Source organism: Paenibacillus sp. OT2-17, assembly GCF_009827695.1.
GTDB lineage: Bacteria > Bacillota > Bacilli > Paenibacillales > Paenibacillaceae > Paenibacillus > Paenibacillus polymyxa_B.
The window spans coordinates 1-781 of the sequence record NZ_WUDQ01000964.1; the positions used below are offsets into that span (position 1 = coordinate 1).

Annotated in this window: 2 protein-coding genes; both read left to right on the forward strand. The window is 46.0% G+C overall.

The genetic code is table 11. The annotated features are described in order from the left end of the window. A partial coding sequence (locus tag GRP75_RS28490) for an ABC transporter permease (RefSeq protein ID WP_160791058.1) occupies nt 1-338 on the forward strand: 338 nt, incomplete at its 5' end. Between the two features lie 15 nt (nt 339-353). Further along, nucleotides 354-781: ABC transporter permease (locus GRP75_RS28495; RefSeq protein ID WP_369127591.1), on the forward strand; the 428-nt coding region annotated here is incomplete at its 3' end.

The window sequence follows — 781 nt, forward strand, 5'->3', positions numbered from 1 at the left end:
GCAATATGATCGACGTGATCCAGCAGGATTATATACGCACAGCCCGTGCAAAGGGCTTAAAGGAAAGAAAGGTACTTTTTACGCACGCATTGAGAAATGCATTGCTGCCTGCCATTACGCTCGTTGGCTTCGAATTACCTGCGCTGTTTGGCGGGTCCCTGATTATTGAAAAGATTTTTAATTGGCCAGGAATCGGTCAGTTGTACATGCAATCCTTTTCGCTCCGGGATTATCCACTACTTATGGGCTTTACGATGCTAATTGCCATATTGAGCGTTATCGGAACACTGTTGTCCGATATTTTGTATCGCATCGCGGACCCGCGTGTGAAAGTGTAAGAAGGGGGCTAAGGAATGTCATCCGTGAGCAGTAATTTGAGCAAGAGCAGCGGCAGACTGCGAACAACTGTTAAATCTTCAATGTGGCAGCAAGCGCTCCGGCAGCTGTTCAGAAACAAGCTTGCTATGGCTGGTCTGCTTGTCGTGGTATTTATGTTTTTGCTCTGTTTTATCGGTCCGCTATTTTCTCCTTATTCCGATAATAAAACAAATATATTAATGATGAACAAGGCGCCAAATATCCATCACTGGTTAGGAACAGACAAGCTGGGGCGGGATGTGTTGACACGTGTGATGCAAGCAGGTCAAATTTCTCTTACCGTGGGTTTGGCTTCAATGGTATTGTCAGTCTTTTTGGGGGCTACGCTGGGGGTCATATCCGCATATTTTCGCGGGATTGCAGATCAGATTATTATGCGCGTTGCTGATTTGCTGCTGACGAT